The organism is Nocardioides sp. (assembly GCF_041600255.1).
Classification (GTDB): Bacteria; Actinomycetota; Actinomycetes; order Propionibacteriales; family Nocardioidaceae; genus Nocardioides.
Window position 1 is genome coordinate 1 of sequence record NZ_JBFIKK010000049.1, and the last position, 21867, is coordinate 21867.

General features: G+C 72.1%; 18 protein-coding genes. 4 read left to right on the plus strand and 14 right to left on the minus strand.

Annotated elements, in window-relative coordinates:
* Nucleotides 1–157: 157 nt before the first annotated feature.
* Genes ABZE72_RS07920 through ABZE72_RS07940 form a run of 5 tightly spaced genes read right to left on the minus strand, consistent with a single transcriptional unit; the run spans nt 158 to nt 4616 of the window.
* Nucleotides 158–1201 carry an NAD-dependent epimerase/dehydratase family protein gene (locus ABZE72_RS07920; RefSeq protein ID WP_372728471.1) on the minus strand — a complete coding sequence of 348 codons (1044 nt, stop codon included), beginning with the start codon at nt 1199–1201 and terminating at the stop codon, nt 158–160.
* Nucleotides 1198–2016 (minus strand): S-methyl-5'-thioadenosine phosphorylase, encoded by an 819-nt coding sequence (locus tag ABZE72_RS07925; RefSeq protein WP_372728472.1) that lies wholly within the window; start codon nt 2014–2016, stop codon nt 1198–1200. The genes ABZE72_RS07920 and ABZE72_RS07925 overlap by 4 nt, the downstream gene beginning before the upstream one ends.
* Nucleotides 2013–3275, minus strand: a complete 1263-nt coding sequence (locus ABZE72_RS07930) for an MFS transporter (RefSeq protein WP_372728473.1) — start codon at nt 3273–3275, stop codon at nt 2013–2015. The genes ABZE72_RS07925 and ABZE72_RS07930 overlap by 4 nt, the downstream gene beginning before the upstream one ends.
* A gap of 7 nt (nt 3276–3282) precedes the next feature.
* The gene (locus ABZE72_RS07935) at nt 3283–3477 is read right to left on the minus strand and encodes a DUF3046 domain-containing protein (protein ID WP_372728474.1); all 195 of its coding nucleotides are present in this window, start codon (nt 3475–3477) and stop codon (nt 3283–3285) included.
* On the minus strand, nt 3474–4616 hold the full coding sequence (locus ABZE72_RS07940) for a class I SAM-dependent methyltransferase (protein ID WP_372728475.1): 1143 nt from the start codon (nt 4614–4616) through the stop codon (nt 3474–3476). Before ABZE72_RS07940 ends, ABZE72_RS07935 begins: the two co-directional genes overlap by 4 nt.
* A gap of 70 nt (nt 4617–4686) precedes the next feature.
* On the opposite strand from ABZE72_RS07940, the gene ABZE72_RS07945 reads away from it, so the two are divergent.
* Entirely contained in the window at nt 4687–5175 is a 489-nt protein-coding gene (locus ABZE72_RS07945) for an N-acetyltransferase family protein (RefSeq protein WP_372728476.1), read from the plus strand.
* Nucleotides 5176–5184: 9 nt separating this feature from the next.
* On the opposite strand, the gene ABZE72_RS07950 is transcribed toward ABZE72_RS07945, so the two are convergent.
* Genes ABZE72_RS07950 through ABZE72_RS07970 form a run of 5 tightly spaced genes read right to left on the minus strand, consistent with a single transcriptional unit; the run spans nt 5185 to nt 8561 of the window.
* The gene (locus tag ABZE72_RS07950) at nt 5185–5748 is read right to left on the minus strand and encodes a DM13 domain-containing protein (protein WP_372728477.1); all 564 of its coding nucleotides are present in this window, start codon (nt 5746–5748) and stop codon (nt 5185–5187) included.
* A complete protein-coding gene (locus ABZE72_RS07955; RefSeq protein WP_372728478.1) occupies nt 5748–6002 on the minus strand; it encodes a hypothetical protein in 255 nt (84 codons plus the stop codon). Before ABZE72_RS07955 ends, ABZE72_RS07950 begins: the two co-directional genes overlap by 1 nt.
* Complete coding sequence (locus ABZE72_RS07960) at nt 5999–6805, minus strand: ABC transporter permease (protein WP_372728479.1); 807 nt, start codon at nt 6803–6805, stop codon at nt 5999–6001. The genes ABZE72_RS07955 and ABZE72_RS07960 overlap by 4 nt, the downstream gene beginning before the upstream one ends.
* Complete coding sequence (locus tag ABZE72_RS07965; protein ID WP_372728480.1) at nt 6805–7647, minus strand: ABC transporter permease; 843 nt, start codon at nt 7645–7647, stop codon at nt 6805–6807. Before ABZE72_RS07965 ends, ABZE72_RS07960 begins: the two co-directional genes overlap by 1 nt.
* On the minus strand, nt 7647–8561 hold the full coding sequence (locus ABZE72_RS07970; RefSeq protein WP_372728481.1) for an ABC transporter ATP-binding protein: 915 nt from the start codon (nt 8559–8561) through the stop codon (nt 7647–7649). Before ABZE72_RS07970 ends, ABZE72_RS07965 begins: the two co-directional genes overlap by 1 nt.
* Between ABZE72_RS07970 and ABZE72_RS07975 the strand changes: the two genes are divergently transcribed.
* Nucleotides 8503–13314 (plus strand): ATP-dependent helicase, encoded by a 4812-nt coding sequence (locus tag ABZE72_RS07975; RefSeq protein ID WP_372728482.1) that lies wholly within the window; start codon nt 8503–8505, stop codon nt 13312–13314. The two genes, ABZE72_RS07970 and ABZE72_RS07975, sit on opposite strands and share 59 nt — an antisense overlap.
* Nucleotides 13307–14101: a DNA-formamidopyrimidine glycosylase family protein gene (locus ABZE72_RS07980; protein ID WP_372728483.1), complete on the plus strand. Its 795-nt coding sequence runs from the start codon at nt 13307–13309 to the stop codon at nt 14099–14101. Before ABZE72_RS07975 ends, ABZE72_RS07980 begins: the two co-directional genes overlap by 8 nt.
* Here ABZE72_RS07980 and ABZE72_RS07985 read toward each other — a convergent pair.
* From ABZE72_RS07985 to ABZE72_RS07995, 3 genes are all read right to left on the minus strand, one after another.
* Nucleotides 14089–17946: a M12 family metallo-peptidase gene (locus tag ABZE72_RS07985; protein ID WP_372728484.1), complete on the minus strand. Its 3858-nt coding sequence runs from the start codon at nt 17944–17946 to the stop codon at nt 14089–14091. The two genes, ABZE72_RS07980 and ABZE72_RS07985, sit on opposite strands and share 13 nt — an antisense overlap.
* A 95-nt stretch (nt 17947–18041) precedes the next feature.
* A complete protein-coding gene (locus ABZE72_RS07990) occupies nt 18042–18350 on the minus strand; it encodes a helix-turn-helix domain-containing protein (protein ID WP_372728485.1) in 309 nt (102 codons plus the stop codon).
* A gap of 34 nt (nt 18351–18384) precedes the next feature.
* On the minus strand, nt 18385–18939 hold the full coding sequence (locus ABZE72_RS07995) for a CinA family protein (protein ID WP_372728486.1): 555 nt from the start codon (nt 18937–18939) through the stop codon (nt 18385–18387).
* Between the two features lie 90 nt (nt 18940–19029).
* Between ABZE72_RS07995 and ABZE72_RS08000 the strand changes: the two genes are divergently transcribed.
* Nucleotides 19030–20814 carry a glycoside hydrolase family 15 protein gene (locus tag ABZE72_RS08000; RefSeq protein ID WP_372728487.1) on the plus strand — a complete coding sequence of 595 codons (1785 nt, stop codon included), beginning with the start codon at nt 19030–19032 and terminating at the stop codon, nt 20812–20814.
* Nucleotides 20815–20903: 89 nt separating this feature from the next.
* Here ABZE72_RS08000 and ABZE72_RS08005 read toward each other — a convergent pair.
* Nucleotides 20904–21867 (minus strand): Ig-like domain-containing protein (locus ABZE72_RS08005; protein ID WP_372728488.1); only part of this gene is annotated, 964 nt, incomplete at its 5' end.

A 21867-nucleotide genomic window follows, 5' to 3' on the forward strand; every position in this document is an offset into this window, starting at 1 on the left:
CCCGCTGACCCCACACGGTTCGTCTGAGCCCTGCGACCGCGGCTGCACTCGTTCCTGACGAGGCCGGGGTCTTACCGGGTGTGTCCCTCTTGAGACCGAAGCGCACTCATCTGGCGAAGAGCGGTCGTCCGGCAAGCGGACGGGTGGTCGACACCGCTCAGGCCCGCAACGGCGCGGTCGCGAAGGCCCGCAACCCCTCGTCCGGGCCGACCTGCGCGCGGAAACCGAGCTCGACCTCGGCCCGCTCGGGCGAGGCCACGATGTGCCGGACATCGCCGAGCCGGTAGCCGCCGGTGACCTCCGGAGCGATCTCCCGACCGGTCCCCCGCGCCACCTGCTGGGCGACCTCGAGGATCGAGACCGGCTGCCCCGAGGCGACGTTGTACGCCGCGTAGTGGCCGGCCCGCTCCCCCACCACCGCCCGTAGCGCCGCGACATTCGCGCGGGCCACGTCGCTGACGTGCACGAAGTCGCGCATCTGGCCGCCGTCCTCGTAGACCTGCGGCGCCTCACCACGCTCCAACGACGACCGGAACATCGCCGCCACCCCGGAGTACGGCGTGTCCCGCGGCATCCCGGGCCCGTAGACGTTGTGGTACCTCAACGCGATCGCGGCTGCCTCGGCCTGCCGCACCCACGCGGAGGTGTAGTGCTCCTGGGCGACCTTGCTGGCGGCGTACGCGCTGCGCGGGTCGAGCCGGGCCGTCTCGTCGACCAGCGCCCACCCGAGGGCGTCCCCGCAGAGACCGCAGTGGTTCTCGACGTCACCGGCGTCCAAGGCGGCACGCTCGCGCGGTGGCGGCGACTGGGCCCCGTGCTCGGCGCACACGTACCGGCCCTCGCCGTAGACCACCATCGAGGAGGCCAGCACCAGCCGGTCCACCCCCACCTCGTGCATCGCCGCCAGCAGAACAGCCGTCCCGAGATCGTTGTGGCCCGCGTAGTCGGGCAGGTCGGCCACCTTCACGCCGGCACCCACCACGGCCGCCTGGTGGCAGACCGCGTCGACCCCGCGCAGCAGCTCCGGCCACGGCGCCGGGTCGCGGACGTCGACCTGGTGGGTCCCTTCCGGCGCCCGCGCCGAGCCGTGCGCCTGGGGCAGCATCAGGTCGACGCGGACCACCTCGTCACCCTCCCCCTCCAACGCCGCGGCGACGGCACCGCCGATGAAGCCGGCCGACCCGGTCAGCAGGACCTTCACGTCCAGGCCCCCGGGATCTCGTAGGTCAGCTCGATCTCGTCGGCCCAGCTCGAGCAGCTGCACCCGTCCGGGTCGGGCAGCGCGGCGACCGTGTCGGTGAGCAGCGCGGTCAAGCGATCCAGGTTCTGCTTGAAGCGGGCGAAGACCTCGGCCTGACCCACGCCGGCCCCCGACTCGGCACCCGCGTCCATGTCGGTGACCAGCGCGATCGCGGCGTAGCACTGGCGCATCTCCCGGGCGAGCTGGGCTTCGGGGGCGCCGGTCATGTTGATCAGGTCCCAGCCCTGGTCGGCGTAGTGCCGCGACTCGGCACGGGTGGAGAAGCGCGGGCCCTCGATCACCACCATGGTGCCGCCGCTGCGGACATCCGACCGGGCCGCGACGACCGCGTCGGCGACCCGCGAGCAGTACGGATCGGCGAAGGGCAGGTGCACGGCCCCCGACTCCACGAAGCTGCCGATCCGCCGATGGGTGCGGTCCACCAGCTGGTCCGGCACGACGACGTCGCCAGGCGCCACCCGACTGCTCAACCCGCCGACCGCGCAGGGCGCGAGCACCTGGCGCACCCCCAACGAGCGCAGCGCCCAGAGGTTCGCCCGGTAGTTGATCGCGTGCGGCGGGAAGTCGTGGTGCGCGCCGTGCCGCGGCAGGAACGCCACCCGACGCCCGGCCACCGTGCCGACCGAGACCGGCGCCGACGGGTCGCCGTACGGCGTCACGATCGGGTGGGTCTCCGGGTCGTCGAGGAACGAGTAGAAGCCGGTGCCGCCGATGACGGCGATCTCGGCGACGGCAGCAGCGGGAGTCGCGGTCATGCGGCCACCTTGCCAGCACCCCGGGCGGCGACGAACACCACCGCGACCAGGGCGACCGCCGCGAAGGCCAGCCCGCCGTACCCGGCCACGGCGACGATCAGACCGGCCAGTCCCGCACCCACCGCGGCGCTGAGGTTCATGGTCATGTCGGCGACGCCCTGGACGTCGGTCCGTGCCTCCAGCGGTGCCAGGTCCGCGATCAGCGTCGAGCCGGCCACGGTGGCCAACGACCAGCCGAGCCCGAGCAGGAACAGCCCGACGAAGATCTGCCACGAGCTGCCCTCGGGCGAGGCGTGGGCCAGCAGCAGCGAGACCAGCAGCACCACGCCGCCCGACCCGAGCACCGGCGAGCGGCCGTACCGGTCACAGAGCCAGCCCACCACCGGCGCGAAGGCGAACATGCCGAGCACGTGGACGCTGATCACGAAGCCGATCACCCGCAGCTCGGCGCCGCCGTGCTCCATGTGCAACGGCGTCATCACCATCACCGCGACCATCGCGGCGTGCGCGGCCGCGACACCGGCGATCGCGTACCCCAGACCCGGACACGTGCGTACGGCGTGCTCCGCGCGCCCCCAGGACGTGCCGCTCGGCGGATCGAGGTGGGTGCCGGCCACCTCGCGGGCGACCAGCAACGGGTCCGGCCGCAGCAGCAGCGCGATGACCAGGGCCGAGGCCAGCATCGCGAGAGCGCCCACGGCGAACGGCCCGGTCAGCGCCGGGACCCCCAGCCAGCGCGCCAGCGCGCCTGCCGGCCCGGTCAGGTTGGGGCCGGCCACCGCACCGACGGTGGTGGCCCACACCACGACCGACAGCGCCCGACCGCGTTGGAGGACCGGGGACAGGTCGGTCGCGGTGTAGCGCGAGCCGTAGTTCGCCGCCGAGGTGGCACCCAGGAGGGTGGCGCCGACCAGGAGCAGCGCCATCGACCCGACGGCCCCCGCCACCACCGCGAGCGCTGCACCGGCGGCACCGATCAGGTAGCCGGTCGCGAGCCCGACCCGCCGACCGCAGGAGCCCATCAGCCGCCCGAGCAGGAAGGAGGCGGCAGCAGCACCGAGGACCTGGAAGGTCTGGGCCAGCCCCGCCTGGGTCTCGGAGCCGGAGAGGTCCCGGGCCAGCAGCGAGGCGGTGGCGATACCGATCGTCATCCCGGAGGCGCCGACCATCTGGGCCAGCACCAGGACGCGCAGCGTGCGCCGCTGGATCGCGACCACGTCGTGGGCGTGGGCGGCCACGGGCGCGCCGGACGGGCTCATCGCGAAGTCATCGTTCGCTGGCAGGCAGTTCGAGGGCGCGCCACACGGCGGCCCAGACCTCCTTGGGCGGCTCCCCCGCTGCCAGCGCCTCCTGGGCGGTGCGGCCACCCAGTTCGGCCATCACGAACTGACCGGCCCAGGACCGGGCGTAGGCCTGCCCGAGTGAGTGCTCGAGCCTGTCCCAGAACTCGGTGTGCCTCATCGCCGGCTCCTGGTGGCCAGCACGGCGAGCCACCGCTCGTCGCGCAGACCCTCGTGCTCCACGATCGCATCGACCCGCCAGCCCGCCTGGTCGAGCAGCGCGCGCAGGGCCGACTCCCGCCAGAACGTGAAGTGCCGCGGCCGGTCGACCTCGCCGTGGGTGGACCAGCCCTCGCCGTCGCCCACCTTGAACGACGCGTGCAGGCTGCCGCCGTCCGCGGTCGCCTCGGCCAGCCGCTCGAGCACCCGGCCGAGGTCGTGCCGTGCCACGTGCAGCAGGCTCGCGCTGGCCCAGATCCCGTCGTAGGGCCGGTCCGGGTGCTCAGGGTCGGTCAGGTCGTCGGTGAGCGGGTCGAGCACGTCCGCGCGGTGACCGTCGGTGCGGAGCAGGTCCACGAAGCCGGGGCTGACATCGGTACGCCGAACCCTGAGGCCGGCCCCCTCCAACCAGGCTGCGTCGCGTCCGGGTCCGCTGCCGATCTCGAGGACGCGGCTGCCGTGCGGGAGCCGTCCGGCGAACGCCTTCAGCTGCTGGAGGCGCAGGTCGCTCATCCCCAGCCCGCCGTCGCGGTAGGCAGCGGCCGCAGCGTCGTACGCGGCGATCGTGTGACGCTTCACGTCGCCGGCGATGTCGTGCACGTGGTGCACCACGTCGTGCAGGTGGTAGCGCGCCAGCCCGGCCAGGGTGAAGACGCTGCCGTTGCTGCGTCGGCCCGGTCGCTGCCACGCCGAAGCCGGGACGCGGTCGTAGAGGTCGGCCGCCGCCCGGGCCGCGTCGGCGAGCTGGGTGGCCACGACCGCCGGGGACTGCGAGCCGTAGTCGTCCTCGAGCGCGGTGGCGTCCTGGTCCCAGTTCGGGAACTCGGGGTCGTCCCGCTCCAGGATCAGCCGGGCACGTCCGGACATCACCCGGTGGACGTCGCGGACGTGGCAGGCGTACTCCAGCACCGACCACACCTCGGGCGCGCACCGGACCGCCACGTCGGGCCCCTGCAGCGCCACCGTCCAGCTGGCGGCGTTGCTGCGCAGGCGATCACCGAGGTCGGAGACCGCCACGGCCCCGGCCTCGAGACCGCACTCGGGACACGACCGGTCGAGGACCCAGGTCCAGTCCTTGGTGTCCGGCTCGATCAGCGACATGGCGTCATCCTGCCAAGCACCCGGGCAGCCCGGCGACCCGGTTCCTGCCAACCTCCACGAGGATGGCGCCATGCTGATCCGACCTGCCACCGTCGCGGACCTGCCGGCCGTCGCCGCGCTCTACGGCCACGAGGCGTCGACCGGGGTCGCCACCTTCGACACCGAGCCGCGCCCGGTCGAGGCGTGGCGGACCCGGCTGGAGAGTGTCGAGACCGGCGACCACCTGCTCGTGGCCGAGGTCGAGGGGGCAGTGGTGGGCTATGCGAACTCGGCGTCGTACCGACCGAAGGCGGCCTACGCCCGGACCCGGGAGGTCTCCGTGTACGTCGGGCCTCAAGCCCAGGGCCGAGGCGCCGGCTCGGCGCTGTACGACGAACTGCTCGGTCTGCTGCGCACGGACGGTATCCACCGGGCGGTGGCCGTGATCGCGTTGCCGAACGACGCCAGCCTGGCCCTGCATCGACGTCACGGGTTCTCGTCGGTCGGCGTGCTGCACGAGGTCGGGCACAAGTTCGGGCGGTGGATCGACACCGAGATCGTCCAGCTCAGCCTCGACTGAGGGCTCAGGTCACAGGGCGACGGGGGCGGTGCCGAAAGCGACGTTGAACCGGTCGCACCAGATCACCACCGAGACCAGGCCGCGCAGCCGGGCGTCGGCGGGGATCTCGTAGTTCTGGTTGCCGTGGGTGGCCTTCAGGTCCCCGAGGCCGACCCAGCGACCGTCGTCGTACGAGCCCCAGCTGCCACCGCTGGGCTGGTCGGTGATCCAGACCTTCAGGTCCGGTCCGTCGGAGGTGGCGAGCTCCTCCAGCCGCAGGAAACGGCGTCCGTCGGCGAGCTCGATGACGCGAGCCCGGCCACTCGTGGCGTACTCGGCTGCCTCGAATCGTCCCGCAGCGAGCACCCGGTCGCGGGGCGGCGGAGAACTGCTCGGTGAGGGCGAGGCGTCGGACGGGGAGCCCGAGGAGGCAGGCACAGTCGGGCTGGCGGTGGTCGCAGGGCTCGAGCTGGGGCTGCTCTGCGGAAGTGCCTCGTCGATCTCGCTGCTGGTCCAGGCCCGCCACGGCTGGAAGGCCCAGAGCCCGGCACCGCAGACCGCGGCCACGAGTCCGGTGATCAGCCAGCGGCGCATCATCCCACTGTACGGATCAGGTCCATGTCGATGCCGCGGCGTCGAGCAACCCGCTGGAATCCGTCCGGTGTGGTGTCGTCGTAGTGGACCACCAGGTCGTCGACGGCCAGCTCCGCCAGCCACCGCTCCAGACGATCGCGCATCGAGTCGCTCACCTCCCGGCCGGCCCGGCGGCTCTCCTCGGCGCGGAGCATCATCAGGGAATAGGCCCACCGGTGGCTGCTCGCGATCTCCCACGGCACGAGCTCGCTCATGTCAGCAGCAACCGGTCGAGCCGACGACGCACCAGCACCAGGCCGAAGAGACCCATCGCGACCAGATAGACCACCGAGAACGCCGACCCCCACGACAGGGCGCCGGTGGTGAGCTCGCGGCAGAGCACGACGCCGCGGTAGAGCGGGGTCGCCTCCACCACCCAGCGGGCGGCGGTCGGGAAGGCGGTCACCGGGAAGAAGGTGCCCGAGAACAGGAACATCGGCAGGGTCGCGAGCGTGACCAGCTGGAAGTCCTGCCAGGACTTCATGTACGTCGTCAGCGCCATCCCGCAGGCGCCGAAAGCCAGACCGACCAGCAACGCGGCCGGGACCGCGAGCACCGCCCACCACGACGACACCAGCCCCATCGAGAGCATCACCCCGAGGAAGGCAGCCGAGTAGATCCCGCCGCGCAGCAGCGACCAGCTCAGCTCGCCCCGGGCGATGTCCATCGTGGTCAGCGGCGTGGCCAGCATCTGGTCGAAGAGCTTGTTGTACTTGAGCTTGAAGAAGAAGTTGAACGTCGCATCGAGCAGTGACCCGTTCATCGCCGACGCCGCGAGCATCCCCGGGGCGACGAACTCGGCGTACGGGATCGACTGGCCGTTGAACTCGAAGCCGGTGACGAGCTGACCGACCCCGATCCCGATCGAGAAGAGGTAGAAGACGGGCTCCAGGAAGCCGCTGGCGAAGATGTACCAGACCCGGCGGTAGGCCAGGTAGTTCCGGTAGAGCAGCAGCCCGGTCGCCTCGCTCGACGTGAGCCCGGCGCGCTGGCCGACGCTCATCGTGGTGATCGCCATCAGAGCACCATCCGTCGGGTCAGCCGGCGGACGGCCCAGAACCAGCCGCCGATCACCAGGACGAGCAGGTAGGCCACGTGCACCCCGGCCATCGACCAGTCGACCGTGCCCTGGGTGAGCATCCGGGTCAGGTCGACGCCGTGCCACAGCGGGGTCGCCTTGGCCAGCGTCTCCATCCAGGCGTTCAGGTTCGAGACCGGGAAGAACGCGCCGGAGAACAGGAAGAGCGGGATCATGCCGAGCCGGAAGACCAGCGCGAAGGCGCTCTCGTCCTGCAGCCCGGCGGAGAAGGCGTAGATCGGGGCCGCGAACGCCAGCCCGATCAACAGCTGGACGAAGAACGCCGCCAGCACGCCCGGCCACGAGACGAACACCCCGAACGGAGCCATCACCGCGATGAAGACGGCACACGTGGTGGCCACCCGGAACGTGACGAACGCCAGATGGGCGAGGACCACGTCGGGGATGCCGAGCGGGCTGGCGATCATCGAGTAGTAGGTCTTGTTCCACTTGACCATGCCCATCACCGGGTAGGTCATCTCGCCGAAGACCGTGGTCATCGCCTGGGCCGCGAGCATCCCCGGCGCCACGAACATCAGGTACGACGTGGCGCCCTCGAGCTTGGCCGGGTCACCCTCGATGAAGCCGCCGAGCAGCACGCCCATCGCCACGACGTACAGCAGCGGCGTGACGAACGAGCCGATGAAGCTGGCCTTCCACATCCGGCGGTAGCTGATCGCCCAGAAGTCCAGGAGGCGACCCGCGCCGGCGAGGACACCGGTCGGGGCGGTTGGAGCAGTGGCGTCGCGCGAACCTCGCTCGACTCGTGCCGAGCCGCCCATCAGTCCACCAACGTGCGGCCGGTGAGGCGCAGGAAGACGTCCTCGAGCGTGGCGCGGCGGACCAGGACGGCCACCGGGTCGAGGCCGCGCTCGTGCACCTTGGCGATGACCTCCTCGCCGTCGGCGGTGTAGACGAGCAGCCGGTCGGGCAGTACCTCGACCCGGTCGCCGAGGTCGGCGACCTTCTCGGCGATCGCCTCGTGCTCCCCCACGCCGAAGCGGAGCTCGGCAACCTCGCGGGTGGAGTGCTCACGGACCAGGGCCAGCGGCGACCCCTCGGCCACGATCACGCCCTTGTCCATCACGACGAGCCGGTCGCAGAGCTGCTCGGCCTCGTCCATGTAGTGCGTGGTGAGGACCAGCGTCACGCCCTGCTGCTTGAGCCGGAAGAGCCGGTCCCAGACGACGTGGCGGGCCTGCGGGTCGAGCCCGGTGGTGGGCTCGTCGAGGAGCAGGACGTCGGGCCGGTTGATCAGGGAGCGGGCGATCGTGAGGCGGCGCTTCATCCCCCCGGAGAGCTCCTCGACCTTCGCCTTCGCCTTCTCGGTCAACTGGACGAACTCCAGCAGCCCGTCTACCCGGGTACGCACCTCGGCACGCGGCAGACCGAAGTACCGGCCGTAGACGAAGAGGTTGTCCCAGACGTTCAGCTCGGTGTCGAGGGTGTCCTCCTGGGGGCACACCCCGATCCGGGCCCGGATCGAGGGGCCGTCGGTCGCCGGGTCCATCCCGAGGATCCGGAGCTCTCCCCCACTCACCGGGGAGACCGCGGCGATCATCCGCATCGTGGAGGACTTGCCGGCGCCGTTCGGGCCCAGGAAGCCGAAGGCCTCGCCCCGGTCGACCCGGACGTCGATGCCGCGGACGGCCTCGAAGCCCCCGAAGCTCTTGCGCAACCCGGATGCGGCGATCATGACGTCGGTCTCTGGCACGTCCGGAACCCTAGACGCCGGCGCCGACAGTCCCCAACCCCATTCCCGGGCCCCGTACCTGACGACCTGCGAGCGGTCTCGGCAACCGGTTGTCGGTGTCGTGGGTAAGGATGGGCGCGTGCCCGCCCCAGCGCCCGACGCCCTCGCCCGGTTCAGCGAACCCACCCGCACCTGGTTCGCGGCTGCCTTCGCGGAGCCGACCCCTGCCCAGGCGGGCGCCTGGGCGGCGATCGGCGCCGGCCGCCACGCCCTGGTGGTGGCGCCGACCGGCTCGGGGAAGACGCTCTCGGCCTTCCTCTGGTCCATCGACCGGCTGCTCACCACGCCGCCTCCCGAGGACCGCACCCAGCGCTGCCGAGTCCTCTACGTCTCCCCGCTCAAGGCCCTGGCTGTCGACGTCGAGCGCAACCTGCGCGCCCCGCTGACCGGCATCCGGCACACCGCGGACCGCCTCGGCACCCCCGTCCCGGAGGTGCGCGTCGGTCTCCGCTCGGGCGACACCCCGGCGAACGAGCGACGCAAGCTGGTCACCGCTCCCCCGGACATCATGATCACGACCCCGGAGTCGCTCTTCCTGATGCTGACCTCGCAGGCGCGTGAGTCGCTGCGCGGCGTGGAGACCGTGATCGTCGACGAGGTGCACGCGGTGGCCGGCACCAAGCGCGGCGCCCACCTGGCCGTCACCCTGGAAAGACTCGACTCCCTGCTGGCCAGGCCCGCCCAGCGGATCGGCCTCTCGGCCACGGTCCGACCGCTCGAGGAGGTGGCGCGCTTCCTGGGCGGGTCGGCCCCCGTGGAGATCGTCGCGCCGCCCTCGGCGAAGGAGTGGGACCTGCGCGTGGTGGTCCCCGTCGAGGACATGACCGCCCCCGACGAGTACGACGAGGACGGCGGCGACCCGCAGCGCTCGACCTCGATCTGGCCGCACGTCGAGGAGCACGTGGTCGACCTGATCGAGCAGCATCGCTCGACGATCGTCTTCGCCAACTCCCGTCGGCTCGCCGAGCGGCTGACTGCCCGACTCAACGAGATCGCCACCACCCGGGCCGAGCGACTCCTCGAGGCCGGCGCAGCAACGGTCGAGGGCGCCGAGGGCATCTCGGCCCGGCCTCCCGCCCAGGTGACGGCCCAGTCGGGCAGCTCCACCAGCTCGGTGGACGACGCCGGCACCACCGTGATCGCCAAGGCACACCACGGGTCGGTCTCGAAGGAGCAGCGAGCGCTGATCGAGGACGACCTCAAGCGCGGTCGGATCCCGGCCGTCGTCGCCACCAGCAGCCTCGAGCTGGGCATCGACATGGGCGCGGTCGACCTGGTCATCCAGATCGAGTCGCCGCCGAGCGTCGCCAGCGCCCTGCAGCGCGTGGGCCGGGCGGGCCACCAGGTCGGCGAGATCTCCCGGGGCGTCCTCTTCCCCAAGCACCGGGGCGACCTCGCCCAGACCGCGGTGGCCGTGGAGCGGATGCGCTCGGGTGCGATCGAGTCGCTGCGGGTGCCCACCAATCCCCTCGATGTGCTCGCCCAGCAGGTCGTGGCGGTCACCGCGCTGGACGCCGTGGGCGCCGACGAGCTCTTCGAACTGGTCCGGCGCGCGGCGCCGTTCACCCAGCTGCCGCGGTCGGCGTACGACGCCACCCTCGACCTGCTCAGCGGCCGCTACCCCTCCGACGAGTTCGCCGAGCTGCGGCCGCGGATCGTCTGGGACCGGGTGACCGGTCAGCTGACCGGACGCCCCGGCGCCCAGCGACTCGCGGTCACCAGCGGTGGCACCATCCCCGACCGCGGGCTCTTCGGGGTCTTCCTGGTCGGCGGCGAGGGGCCGGGCCGCCGAGTCGGTGAGCTCGACGAGGAGATGGTCTACGAGTCCCGGGTGGGCGACATCTTCGCGCTGGGCGCGACCAGCTGGCGGATCGAGGACATCACCCACGACCGCGTGCTCGTCACGCCGGCTCCGGGCATCCCGGGTCGGTTGCCGTTCTGGAAGGGCGACTCCCTGGGCCGGCCCGCCGAGCTCGGTGCGGCGATCGGTGCGTTCACCCGCGAGCTCGGCACCCTGCCGCGGGAGCAGGCCGAGGCCCGGGCCCGCGAGAACGGCCTGGACGAGTGGGCGGCCGGGAACCTCGTCACCTACCTGCACGAGCAGCTCGAGGCCACCGCCGTCCTGCCGACCGACCGGACGATCCTGGTCGAGCGGTTCCGCGACGAGCTGGGCGACTGGCGACTGGTCGTGCACTCGCCGTACGGAACCCCGCTGCACGCTCCGTGGGCGCTGGCGATCAACGCCCGTCTGCGCGAGCGGTACGGCGTCGACGGTCAGGCGGTGGCCTCCGATGACGGGATCGTGATCCGGATCCCCGACACCGACGCCGAGGCCCCCAGCGGCGAGGTGATCGTCTTCGAGGCCGACGAGATCGACGACCTGGTCACCCAGGAGGTCGGCGGGTCCGCCCTGTTCGCCGCCCGTTTCCGCGAGTGCGCCGCCCGCGCCCTGCTGCTCCCGCGTCGTGACCCCGGCCGCCGTTCCCCCCTGTGGCAGCAGCGACAGCGCTCCGCGGCCCTGCTCGAGGTCGCCTCGAAGTACCCGTCCTTCCCGATCGTGCTGGAGGCGGTGCGCGAGTGTCTCCAGGACGTCTACGACCTGCCCGCCCTGGTCGCGCTGATGCGCAGCATCGACCGCCGGGAGGTGCAGGTCGTCGACACCTCGACCACCTCGCCGTCCCCGTTCGCCCGCAGCCTGCTCTTCGGGTACGTCGCCCAGTTCGTCTACGAGGGCGACTCGCCCATCGCCGAGCGGAGGGCGGCCGCACTCTCCCTCGACCAGGGCCTGCTCGCCGAGCTGCTCGGCCGGGCCGAGCTGCGTGAGCTGCTCGACCCCGAGGTGCTGGCCGAGGTCGAGGCCGAGCTGCAGCGGCTGGCCGACGACCGTCGCGCCCGCGACGCCGAAGGCATCGCCGACCTGGTCCGGATGCTCGGTCCGCTCTCCACGCCCGAGCTCGTCGCACGCTCCATCGACGGTGCCGACGTCGAGGCGTGGCTGGCCGAGCTGACCGCCGTCCGGCGGATCGCGGCGGTCCGGATGGGCGGCGACGAACGCTGGTCGGCGATCGAGGACATCGGGCGGCTGCGCGACGGCCTCGGCGTGCCGGTGCCTCCCGGCACCCCGGATGCCTTCACCGACCCCGTCGAGGACCCGCTCGGTGACCTGGTGGCCAGGTTCGCCCGCACCCACGGACCGTTCACCACCGACCAGGTCGCCGAGCGGCTCGGTCTCGGGGCGGCCGTCGTCCGGCACACGTTGCAGCGGCTCGCAGGCCAGGGCCGGGTGCTGGACGGTGAGTTCCGACCCGCCGGCTCCGGCTCGGAGTGGTGCGACGCCGAGGTGCTGCGCAAGCTCCGTCGCCGTTCCCTGGCTCGCCTGCGCAAGGAGGTCGAGCCGGTCGACCCGGCCGCGCTCGGGCGGTTCCTCGCCGCCTGGCAGCACATCACCACCGGGGGTGTTCGCGGCGACAGCCGAGGAGGTCTGCGGGGCGTGGACGGGGTGCTCACCGCCATCGACCAGCTGGCCGGCTGCCCGGTGCCCGCCTCAGCGTTGGAGTCCTTGGTGCTCGGCGCTCGGGTGCGCGACTACGAGCCGGCCTACCTCGACGAGCTGACCGCGGCCGGCGAGGTGATCTGGGCCGGGCATGCCGCGCTGCCGGGCTCCGACGGCTGGGTCTCGTTGCACCTGGCCGACCAGGCGCCCCTGACCCTGCCCGAGCCCGCCCCCTTCGAGCACGCCGATCTCCACCAGGCCGTCCTCGACGCCCTCCAGCCCGGCGGCGCCTGGTTCTTCCGGCAGCTCTCCGACGCCGTCGGATCCCCTCCGGACGCGACCCTGGCCACGACCCTGTGGGAGCTGGTCTGGGCGGGCCGGATCAGCAACGACACCCTCACCCCGCTGCGGGCGTTCACGCGGACCGGCACGGCCAGCCACCGCAGCCGCCGTACGCCTCCGCGGGTCCGGATGTCCTCGACCACGCGGGGTCGGCTGCCGGCTCGCACCGGGCCCCCGGAGACCGCCGGCCGGTGGGCACTGCTGCCTGCCCTGGACACCGACCCCACCCGTCGCGCGCACGCCACCGCCGAGCGCCTGCTCGACCGGCACGGCGTCGTCATCCGTGGGGCCGTGGTCAGCGAGCGGGTCCCCGGCGGCTTCGCCGGCGTCTACAAGGTGCTCTCCGCCTTCGAGGACTCCGGCCGCTGCCGCCGCGGCTACTTCGTCGACGGGCTCGGGGCCGCCCAGTTCGGCACCGCGGGAGCGATCGACCGGCTGCGCACCTTCGCCGAGGTCGCCGACGACGCCGCCCCCGTCGCCGTCGCGCTGGCCGCCACCGACCCGGCGAACCCCTACGGTGCCGCGCTGCCGTGGCCGGCCTCGACGAGCACCACGCCCGAGAAGTCCGGACACCGTCCTGGGCGCAAGGCCGGCGCGCTGATCGTCCTGGTCGACGGCGTGCTCACCCTGTACGTCGAGCGTGGCGGCCGCACCCTGCTCACCTGGCACGACGACCCGGCCCTGCTCGACCCGGCAGCAGCGGCCCTGGCCGAAGCCGCCCAGCGGGGATCGCTGGGCCGCCTGACGGTGGAGAAGGCCGACGGCGCGCAGCTGCTGGGCGGGGGGCAGACCCCCCTGCGGGACGCCCTCCAGGCCGCCGGCTTCGTGACCACTCCTCAGGGGCTGCGGTTCCGTGCCTGAGGGGGACACCGTCTTCCGAGCGGCCCGACTGCTGGATCGCTCGCTGTCCGGGCAGGTGCTGACGACCACCGACTTCCGGGTGCCGCAGCATGCGACGGCGGACCTGACCGGCGGCACCGTGCTGGAGACGGTGTCGCGCGGCAAGCACCTGCTCACCCGGATCCGGGCCGAGGACGGCGGCCACTGGACGCTGCACACCCACCTGAAGATGGAGGGCGCCTGGCGCGTGCACTCCCCCGGTCAGCGCTGGCAGCGCCCCGCGCACCAGGCCCGGGTCGTCCTGGCCACGACCAGGGCCGTTGCGGTGGGCTTTTCGCTCGGCATCGTCGAGCTGTTGCCCACCGAGGACGAGTCCTCGGTCGTGGGCCACCTCGGCCCGGACCTGCTCGGCCCGGACTGGGACGAGACCGAGGCCCTGCGCCGACTCCGCGAGGACCCGACCCGCCCGGTGGGCGAGGCACTCCTGGACCAGACCCGGTTGGCCGGCATCGGCAACATGTACATGGCCGAGCTCTGCTTCATCAGCGGGGTGTCCCCGCGCCGACCGGTCGGCGACGTCCCCGACCTGCCCCGCCTGGTTCGCCGGGCCCACCAGATGCTCGACCTCAACAAGGAACGCGCCGTCCAGTCCACGACCGGCGACCTCCGCCAGCGGGAACGGATGTGGGTCTTCCGCCGCGACCGTTCACCGTGCCGTCGCTGCGGCACTCCCGTCCGGGTGGAGATGGCAGGTCCCCCCGGACGCGAGCGCGCGACGTACTGGTGCCCGAGCTGTCAGTCCGCCTGAGCCGAGGGCCGACTGAAGACCGCCAGGCCCTCGATCCGCACCGGTCGCCCGTTCAGTGTCTTGATCGTGATCCGGCCCGAGCGCGTGCCGTCGATCACCCGGATCGGGAGGATCCGCTTCCCGCGGGTCGTCGACGAGGACAGTGACACCTTGCGCAGCAGTTGGCCGCGGAAGTAGACCGCCACGCGGCCCTGACGCGGTCGGGTGCCGACGACCAGCGCGACCCGGGCCGGGTTGGTGACCCTGCGGCTCAGCGTGGCTCCTGTGGTCGTGGTGGTCACGTAGTCACGGCGGTAGGAGGCGTTGTCGTGCCCGCGCCTCCAGTCACCCGGCGACCGCTTCAGCTGGTTCGACGTGAACGGCTGCGCGTAGGCCCGAGTCGCCGGCGTCGGGTCGACGTTGCCGGCCGCGTCCCGCGCCGCCACGGTGAAGACGTGGGTGCCGGTGCGCAGCTTGCGCAGGGTGATCCCCCGCCCGTCGCAGGGGACCGGTCGACCGTCGAGCGTGCACTCGAAGGTCGAGCCGGGCTCGCTCGAGACGTAGCTGAAGCGTTCACGCCGCTTCAGGCTGAAGCGTCCCTCGCGCGGTCCCTCGGTGATCGTGGTCTCGGGCGCCGTCTCGTCGACCGGCTCCCCCCGGGTGACCACCACGGTCACGTCGTCGACGGCCGCGTCGCGGGTGTAGTGGCCACCCACCACCGTGCCCACCGTGTACGACGCACCCTCGTCGCCCGAGGCCAGCTCGACCTCGCACGTGGCGACGCCGGACGTCGGCCCGCCGGTGACGGGTGCGGAACAGAGCACCTCGTCGGTGTCGCGGTCGACGAAGTCGACCGTGGCGGTGGTGATGTCACCGGCAGCGTTGTCGCTGGCATCGGTGACGGTGGTCGACAGCGAGACCGAGGCGGAGTCCTCGAAGGTCTGCACGGTCCGGTCACCCTCGTAGGCGACCGTGGCGTCCTCGGCCAGCACCGCGACCGCGAAGCTGCGGGTGCGGACCAGCTCGGAGCCACCGGTCTCGCGGACCTCGAGCGAGGCGACCAGGGCGCCGGGCGCGGCCGTGACCGGCCCCGAGATCCGGAAGGTCGCGGTGCCCGGCCGGACGCCGGGGGCGGAGGCCGAGGTGCGGGTGACGCCCAGACCGGGAACCCCGGAGATCGAGGCCTCCAGCAGGTCCCCGTCGACCATCGCGGACGACGCCTGCACGGTGACGGCCGAGCCGAAGTCGTCGCTGTACTGCACCCGCTGGTCCGCGGGCTGGCTGACGTTCAGCTCCGGGGTCACGTCGATCGCGAAGTCCGCGTCGTTGACGTCGAAGAAGTAGTTGTCCACCGCCTCGATCCTGATCCGGGCCTTCTCGGTCGCGACGTTGGGGATCGTCACTGCCTGCGACCCGTCGTTCGGGGTCGAGGCCGCGAGCACCCGGGGATACGTCAGGCCACCGTCGGTCGACAGGGTGATCCTGACGTTCTCCGCGAGGGTCGGCTTGTTGGTGCCGTTGACCGCCCAGGTGACCGTCTCCGTGCTGCCGCCGACCGCGCGCGGGCCGGGCGTGCTGCGCGAGGTCACCAGGAACGGCCCGGCCGCCTTGTCGAGGGTGAGGACCACCGTGGCGAAGGAGGTACCGCCGGCGATCAGCGACCGGTCGCGGGTGGTGAGCCGGAACGTCATCGTCGAGCCGTAGTCCGCTGTCGGCAGGAACTCCGAGTAGCAGTCGACGATCGCAGCCGGCACCTTCTCGTTGGTGTCGGCGGGAGCGGCCGGACAGGCACCCGTGGCGGCGTTCGTGTTGCCCGCCAGGATCTGCTCGAGGTCCGGGAAGGTCCGGCTCGGGCTGCCGTCGGCCAGGTTCTGCCCCGGGGAGGGCGACTTCAAGCTGTCCTCGAGCGAGACGTCGGCGCTGGTCCCGAAGACCCGGAAGAGCGGACCGTTGGCCTTGGTGTTGCTGACCAGCGCGGTCCCGGTGGTGGCGCCGGCGTTGCTCTGCTCCCACAGGTGGATCAGCTCGTCGCCGTCCGCGTCGGTGGCCGAGCCGGTCAGCGTGAACGGTGTACGGATCGGCAGGGTCTTGGCAGCGGGCGCGACCGTGACCGGCTTGCGGTTGGCGCTGGTCGTGATCACGTGGCCGGCGTTGGTGCCCTCGCCACCGTTGGTCTGCACACCGATGGAGGCCGTGGCCCCGTTGACCGCGGCGACCTCGAGCCGCGGCAGGTCGACGCCGCCGCCGTCCTCGGGCACGCTGAAGGTGAGCGTGAAGCCGCCGTCGACCGGCGCGGGAGCCCCGTCGTAGCCGCCGACGCGGACGGTGTGACCGGTCAGCGTCCGCATCTGGTCGCTCAACCGGAGCAGGTTGTAGGTGGAGTTCCCGCGGACGACGGTCTGCTGGCGGACCGCCCCGGTGCCCGGGTCGGTGTACTTCAGCGTGACCGAGTCACCGTCGGCGTCGAAGCCGTTCAGCGTGACCGTCTGCACCTCGTCGAGGAGCGAGGGCGTCCGCAGCGTCACCGCTGTGACCTCGTCGATGCTGCGCTGGGAGAAGTACGGGTCGGTGTGCGGCTGCAGGTCGTCCTGGCCACAGATGCCGGCGTAGGCCATCACCGACGAGCCGGAGCCCGGCTCGACCGAGGTACCGGCGTTGCGGTTGGTGCCCGAGCAGTTCCTCTGGGTGCCGTTGAAGGTGTGGTTTCCGCCGAACTGGTGCCCGATCTCGTGTGCCACGTAGTCGATGGCGAAGAAGTCGCCCTTCGGGAACGGGAGCCCGGTGCATCCGGCGGCCTTGCGGGAGCCGCCCACCACGCCGAGGCCGGCGATGCCGCCACCGTTGTTGCCGAGCGCGATGTGCCCGATGTCGTAGCGGTCGGCACCGATCAGCTGACCGATGACGAACGCGTTGCGGGTCAGGGTGCTGCTGCTGCAGGTCGAGATCTGGGCCTCGGTGTAGCAGCCGTTCGCGCCACAGGGGCCGTTCGCGCCGGTCGCCTTGGTGACCGTGTCCAGGTTGAGCCTGTCGGTGCCCGCGACGAGCTCGAGCTCGATGCCCAGGTCGTCGTTGTAGATCTGGTTGACCCGCTGCATGAGCGTGACCTTCTCGGCCGTGACATTGCTCGAGCCGAAGTAGGTGGCGTACGAGGGGTCGCTGACCAGCGCGAGCCGGTACGTGCGCCGGATGACGCTGGGGCCGGCCGCCTGCTCCGGCTGCGGCGCCGCGGCCACGATCTCGGCCGTGTCACCGGCGTCACGCTCGACGAAGAAGCCCTCGCGCTCAGCCACCGACGAGCCGAAGTAGGTCAGGTGGGTGCGAGTGCCCTCGAGGTTCTCGGCCGGGTCGACGTACCAGGCGCGGCCGGCACCGGGGCTCCGCACGGAGGCATGGAAGCCCATCGGGGTGACATCGAGTCGGATGCTCTGGGTGGGGTCGGTGATCCCGGTGCCCGCGAAGGTGCGGATCTCGGGGTGGCGACGGGACAGGGCGGGCGCCATCACGCTGTTCTCGACGACGGCGAACTCCTGCAGTTCACCGCTCGGGTCGGGAAGGGCGAACCTCACCGGCTCGGCAGTGCCCGCCTCGACGGACGCCAGGTCGGGGGCGTCGGCCAGGACCCGCTCGACCCCGGCCACGTCGACCCGGTGGGCGGCGTACTGCGTGGGACGAACCCGCGGCTTGGCCGTCGTGGCGGCACTGAACTGCGGCAGGGGCACGAACAGCGAGGACGCCGGGTCCGGGGCGACGGGGTCGGCGGCAGCCTGGGCGGAGACCAACGGCGGCAGGATCGACGCCGCCAGCGCCAGGGCGACGAGCGGCCCCCCGACGCGGCGGAACGAGCGGCGGGGACGAGCAGCAGTCATCATTCACCTCGGGTCGGCGCACAGACGAACGACGGCAGACGCCGTCGTTCACAGGGCAAACGATGCTCCGGTGGGCGCGTTACGCGAGTGACGGCTCAGGCAGCTGAGGCGACGACCACACGGGCCGGGCGTCCGGAGGTGACGGAGATCGGAGTCGGAGCAGCGGCTGCCTCGGCGAGCGCGATCGCATCGGAGACGTCGCGCAGGACGTCGGAGAGCGGCACATCGAGGGCGGCGCAGAGCGAGGCCAGCAGCTCCGAGGAGGCTTCCTTCTGGCCGCGCTCGATCTCGGAGATGTAGCCCAGGCTGACCCGGGCCTCGGCGGAGACCTCGCGCAGCGTCATGCCGCGACGCATCCGCTTGTCGCGCAGGACATCGCCCAGCAGCCGACGAAACAGCACCATGCGCGTCTCCCTTCCTCGTGTGTGGTGGCCAACGCTACCGGAGAGCGGTTTCTTCCCCGGCTGCAGCAGCCCGTCCGTCGGACTCGATCATCGCCGAGAGCGCCGACAGTGCGGACGCACAGGTCGACTCACGGATCGTGTGCCGGTTGCCCTCGAGGCCCAACCGCTCGGTCCGGACTCCCCCGGGACCGGCCAGGCCGAGGAAGACGGTGCCGGCCGGCCTGTCCTCCTGCGGCGCCGGTCCGGCGACCCCGGTGGTGCTGACGGCCCAGTCGGCCCCGGTCAGCTCGCGCACACCGCGGGCCATCGCGGCGGCACACTCGGCCGAGACCACGCCGTGCTCCTCGACCACCGCACGAGGAACGTCGAGCAGGCCGACCTTCAGGTCCGTGGCGTAGGCGACCACGCCGCCGACGTAGGAGCCGGACGCGCCCGGGGCGTCGGTGAGGATCGCCGCGAGCAGTCCGCCGGTGAGGGACTCGGCGGTGGCCACCGTCTCCCCGCGCGCCTGCAGCAGCACGTGCAGACCCATCGCCAACGTCGCCGTCGCGGAGTCCTCGGGACGCTCCGTCTCACTGACCTGGTCCATGCGCGGATGCTAACCCCCCGGTCCACGTCCGGCCCTGCACCGGGACGCCCGCCCCCGCGACCCTGCGCAGCAGGTGGCTAGCCTCGCAGCATGGCACTCCCCATCGAGGACTACGCGATGATCGGCGACCGGCGCACCGCAGCCCTGGTCGGGCGGGACGGGTCGATCGACTGGCTGTGCCTGCCGCGGTTCGACTCCCCCGCCTGTTTCGCCGCACTCCTGGGCACCGAGGAGCACGGGCGGTGGTTGCTCTGCCCGGTCGAGGAGGGTGTCGACGTCCAGCGTCGCTACCGGGGTGCCTCCGGCGTCCTGGAGACCACCTTCACCACCTCGACCGGGGTGTTCACCGTGACCGACCTGATGCCGCAGGGCGACGACCGGGCCGACGTCGTGCGCATCGTCCGTGGCGTCAGCGGCCGGGTCAGCGTGCACCATGAGTGGCGCGTGCGGTTCGACTACGGACATGTCGCGCCCTGGGTGCGCCGCGAGGTCATCTGCGGCGAACACGTGATCACCGCCATCGGCGGCCCCGACAAGCTCATCCTGCGCGGACCGCGTCTTCCGGTCGCCGAGGACCACCGACACGTGGACGTCTTCGAACTCGTGGCGGGTGAGGAGCTGGTCTTCTCCACGACCTGGATCCCCTCGCACCGGAGACTCGACAGCCTCGGCGACCTGCGGCACCGGCTGGAGGAGACGATCGCGGCGGACGAGAGCTGGGCCGGCAGCTGTCCCCGCGACGTACCGCACGCGGCGATCGTGGAACGCTCGCTGCTCACGCTCCGGCTGCTGACTCACGAAGCCACCGGTGGCATCGTGGCCGCACCGACCACGTCGCTGCCCGAGGACTTCGGCGGCGAACGCAACTGGGACTACCGCTACTGCTGGCTCCGCGACGCCGCGCTCACCCTGGAGTCGTTGGTCCGGGCGGGCTTCACCGAGGAGGCCATGCTCTGGCGGGACTGGCTGCTCCGAGCGGTGGCGGGCTCGCCCGAGGACGTCCAGATCATGTACGCCGTGGACGGCGCACGACGGCTGCCGGAGTGGACCCTCGACCACCTGCCCGGGTACGCCGGGTCCAGACCCGTCCGGGTCGGGAACGGCGCCGTCGACCAGCACCAGTCCGACGTCCTGGGCGAGGTGATGATCGCCCTCGAGGTGACCCGCGCCGCCGGCGTCGCCGTGGACGGCGACGCCTGGCACCTGCAGCGCGCCCTCGTGGAGAACCTCGCCACCCACTGGGACGAGCCCGACCACGGGCTGTGGGAGATCCGCGGCGAGCCGCGGTTCTTCACGCACTCGCGCGCGATGATGTGGGCGGCCTTCGACCGGGCCGTCGCGGCCGTGGAGCGGCACGGTCTGGAGGGTCCGGTGGAGAAGTGGCGCCGGCTGCGCGACGAGATCCGCGAGGAGGTCCTCACCCGCGGCTTCGACGAGGGGCGCAACACCTTCACCCAGCACTACGACACCAAAGAGGTGGACGCGTCCCTGCTGGTGCTCTCCCAGATCGGTTTCATCGGGGGCGACGACCCCCGGATGCTCGGCACCATCGCGGCGGTCGAGCAGGACCTGATGCGCGACGGTCTGCTCCTGCGCTACCGCACCGACACCGGCGTCGACGGCCTGTCCGGTGACGAGCACCCGTTCCTGGCCTGCTCCTTCTGGCTGGTCTCCGCCTACGCCGCCGCCGGCCGTACCGACGACGCGCACGCGCTCTTCGACCGCATGGTGGGGCTGTGCAACGACGTGGGCCTGCTCTCCGAGGAGTACGACCCCACCTGGGACGGCGGTCGCGGTCGGATGGTGGGCAACTTCCCGCAGGCGTTCAGCCACCTGACCCTGGTGCAGGCGGCGTTCGACCTCGCCGGTCGCTGAGCGGCGCCTCCCCTGCCGTACGACGCAACAGGGGGCCGACCCGAAGGCCGACCCCCTGCTCACCGGTCAACCGGACCGGTGTCCTGCACTCAGCGCCTGCGCACCTGGATCACGTGCTGCACGGTGCGCTCGGCGACCTTGTCGTCACCGAGGTAGGTCACCTTCAGGACCTTGCGGCCCGGGTGGGCGAACCTCGGCAGCGAGAACACGACGCGGCCGTTGACCAGCTTGCCGATCCGGTAGACCTCACCGCGGATGCTCACCTGGGCCCGACCCGTGGGCGTGAGGTTGCTCGCCTTGACGACGACCCGGAAGCGCGCGCGCTTCCCGACCTTCACCTTGGACGGAACGTGCTTGGTCCGGATCGTCGGGGTCGCCTTGACCACGTCGACGCTGACCTGCTCCGAGACGACCTCGGCGTGGGCGTTGCCGAAGTAGCGGATCTCGACGTCCTGCGTACCCACTGAGTCGAACGGACCGAGATGCAGCGTGGTCGAGCCGTCGGCCAAGTCGGCCGCGTCCACCAGGAAGCCGCCGATGAAGGCACCGACCGAGCCGGCCGGGGTGAACCCGTCCGCCGAGACGGTCACGTCGACCGTCGCGACGTCGTTGGCCACCACGATCGTGCCCGGCGCCACCGTCGCCTCCAGGACCGGAACGGCCTTGGCGATCTCGAACTCGACGGTGGTCGCGGAGTTCGCGAAGCCCTCGGCACCGATGAAGCGGACCGACAGCTCCCGGCTGCCCGGCTCGAGAGCCGTGCCCGGGATGGTGACCTCGGCTGCGCCGTCCGTCACCGTCTCCGAAGCCACCAGGGTCTCGCCGTCGTAGAGCTCGACCGAGCCCTGGGCGGGCTCCTCGGAGGTCACCGTGACCGACACGGACCCGTCGGTGCCGTAGACCATGTCCTCGGCGGTCGCTGCCACCTCGGTGGCCGCCGGAGGCGCCACCTGCACGTGGACGGGCACCGAGGTACCGGTCGTGAGACCGGTGACCGTCAGGGCCGTGTCGCCCGACGGCGTCCCGGACGGGATCCGGACCGAGACCGCCGCC